Origin of the sequence: Saccharomonospora saliphila YIM 90502 (assembly GCF_000383795.1) — a bacterium.
GTDB classification, from domain to species: domain Bacteria; phylum Actinomycetota; class Actinomycetes; order Mycobacteriales; family Pseudonocardiaceae; genus Saccharomonospora; species Saccharomonospora saliphila.
The window spans coordinates 38,515-40,971 of sequence record NZ_KB912656.1 but is presented as its reverse complement, the minus strand read 5'-3'; the positions used below and the strand labels follow the sequence as shown (position 1 = coordinate 40,971).

The window sequence follows — 2,457 nt, the reverse complement described above, 5'->3', positions numbered from 1 at the left end:
ACGTTCCGAGTGGCTCCGCGGTGCCACGCGCGGTGTTCCGGCTCCAGCCGCGCGCCAGCATCGCCAGGTGCACCCGCTCGCCGCGCTCGTAGGCGCGCAGGAACAGTGCCCCGACCCCGCGCGCGGTGGCCACGCCCTGCCAGAGGAGCCGGGGGTCGTCCCCGCGCGCCAGCCGGGCACGGCGCATCCTGCGTGCCTCGTCGGCGAGGACCTCGACGTAGCGCAGCATGAGACCGGCGATCAGCGTCACCGTTGCCGGGACCCGCAGGCGGCGCAGTCCCGCCACGATCTGCTCGGGACGTGTCGTGGCGGCCAGGGTCAGCGAGACGAGCACGCCGAGCGTGCCCTTGGCGACGATGTTCCACCCCGCCAGCAGGCCCTCCACCGACAACGAGACGCCGAGCACCTCCGTGCGCGGACCGCCCCCGGTGATCGGGAGCACGACGGCGAGCAGCACGAACGGCACCTCGATCACCGCGCGGCGGGCGAACCAGCCGGGTGGGACCCGGGCCAGCGCCCACACCACCGTCAGCACGAGCGCGCAGACGCCGAACGCCCAGAACTCCGCCCTCGGCGTCGCGACGACACCGAACACGGCCACGACGGCACCGGCGATCTTGACGTGTGCCGGAAGGCGGTGCACCCGGCTGTCCCCGGGGTGGTGCAGGACCGGAGCGCTCACGGCGCACGCCGCCGGCCCGCCCGGGTCAGGACCCGCACCAGCAGCACCGTCACGGCGAGGGTGATCAGCACCCCGAGCACCCCCGCCACGCCGGTCAGCGCGGAGTCGCCGCCGACCGCGTAGTCGGCGAACGGGCTCGCGGCCAGGTCGTGCTCGCGGGCGTGGCGCGCGGCGCACTCGCCACGCAGTTCGTCTCCGACCTCGGCACAGCCGTGGCGCAGAACCGTCTCCAGGCCGTCGGGGTCGCTGTCGGCCATATAGGACACCGCACCGCCCAGCACCAGCGTCACCAGCGCCGACACCACCCAGAACCGTCGCGCACGAGGCCGAGCGCCACCCGGGCCGCTCACCGCGTCACCTCCCCCGTCGGCGTCTCCCCCGTCGCCGAGTTCCCTGTCGGCGACTCCCCCTTCGGCGTCGCGTCCGCCGTGGCGCTCCCCGGCGGCCGTCCACGGAGTAGGTACACCAGGTCGGGGCGCGCGGAGGAGACAGCGGCCACCGTGACGGCGGTGACGGCTCCCTCCCCGAGGCCGATGAGCGCGTGCACTCCGAGCATGGCCGCCGCGAGTCCCCCGATCGGGACAGCGCCCTGTCCCCCGATGGCGTATTCGACGACGAACCCGCCCGCCGCGACGAGCGTGGTGACCAGTGCCGACACGAAAGCCACGACCACCAGCCCGGCCCGCGAACCGACGGCCACCCTGCGCAGTGCCACGGCGACGAGGTAGCCGGAGACGGTACCCAGCAGGGCGATGTTGGTGATGTTCACCCCGAGAGCGCTCAATCCCCCGTCGGCGAACAGCAACGCCTGCACCACCAGCACCACGCCGACGGCGAGCGCGCCGACCCACGGCCCGACGAGGAGGGCGGCCAGCGCACCCCCGAGGACATGGCCGCTGACCCCCGGCAGCACCGGGAAGTTGAGCATCTGGACGGCGAACACGAAGGCCGCCACCAAGCCCACGAGCGGCACGAGCCGTTCGTCGAGGTCACGCCGGGACCGCGCCGCCGCCACGGCGATCCCCACCACGGCGAGGGCACCGAAGCCGAGCGAGGTCGGCACATCGAGCAGGCCGTCACTGACATGCAGGGCGAGTGCCTCCATGGTCCCTCCCGACAGGCTTCAGCTGCTCATCTGTTCAACTGTACAGGTTTCTGCCGTGGCGGGGTAGGTCCAGCACTACTAGCGTGAACGGCATGATCGGGTTACCCGGCGCAGTGACCACGTGCCTCTTCGACCTGGACGGCGTGCTGACCAGCACGGCGGCGGTACACCTTCGCGCGTGGCGGCAGACCTTCGACGAGGTGCTGCGCGAGACCGCCCCCGGCCAGCCCGCCTTCTCCGACCACGACTACGTCACCTACGTCGACGGCCGGTCACGCCTCGACGGCGTGCGCGCGTTCCTCGGCTCGCGCGGCATCGACGTGCCCGAGGGAACACCCGAGGACCCGGTCGACGCGAGAACGGTGCACGGAATCGGCAACCGCAAGAACGAGCGCCTGCTGCGCGTCATCTCGACCGAGGGAGTCAGTCCCTACCCGGGCTCGGTCCGCTATCTGGACGCCATCCGCGCGCACGGGCTGGCCGTCGGGGTCGTGACGTCCTCGGCCAACGGCGAGCGGGTGCTCGACGCCGCCGGACTCTCCGGGTACGTGCGGGCCCGGGTGGACGGGCGCACCCTCAAGGCCGAGGGCCTGCGCGGCAAACCCGCCCCGGACTCGTTCGTGGCCTGCGCCCGCGCGCTGGGCGCCGCGCCCGCCGAGTGCGCGGTCTT

At 73.2% G+C, this 2,457-nt stretch carries 4 protein-coding genes; 1 reads left to right on the top strand and 3 read right to left on the bottom strand.

Annotated features, from left to right (window positions below; translation table 11 throughout):
• From cbiQ to SACSA_RS22200, 3 genes are all read right to left on the bottom strand, one after another.
• Positions 1–682 (bottom strand): cobalt ECF transporter T component CbiQ (gene cbiQ / locus SACSA_RS22205; RefSeq protein ID WP_019815283.1); only part of this gene is annotated, 682 nt, incomplete at its 3' end.
• On the bottom strand, positions 679–1,032 hold the full coding sequence (locus SACSA_RS0109175) for a PDGLE domain-containing protein (RefSeq protein ID WP_028661708.1): 354 nt from the start codon (positions 1,030–1,032) through the stop codon (positions 679–681). The genes cbiQ and SACSA_RS0109175, both read right to left, overlap by 4 nt.
• Positions 1,029–1,787 carry an energy-coupling factor ABC transporter permease gene (locus SACSA_RS22200; RefSeq protein ID WP_019815280.1) on the bottom strand — a complete coding sequence of 253 codons (759 nt, stop codon included), beginning with the start codon at positions 1,785–1,787 and terminating at the stop codon, positions 1,029–1,031. Before SACSA_RS22200 ends, SACSA_RS0109175 begins: the two co-directional genes overlap by 4 nt.
• Positions 1,788–1,879: 92 nt before the next feature.
• Between SACSA_RS22200 and SACSA_RS22195 the strand changes: the two genes are divergently transcribed.
• Positions 1,880–2,457 (top strand): HAD family hydrolase (locus tag SACSA_RS22195; protein WP_048876606.1); only part of this gene is annotated, 578 nt, incomplete at its 3' end.

What these genes read in the sequence shown, in the direction of transcription:
- SACSA_RS22200 (WP_019815280.1), bottom strand. Translation starts at nt 1,787, where the DNA reads ATGGAGGCACTCGCCCTGCATGTCAGTGACGGCCTGCTCGATGTGCCG.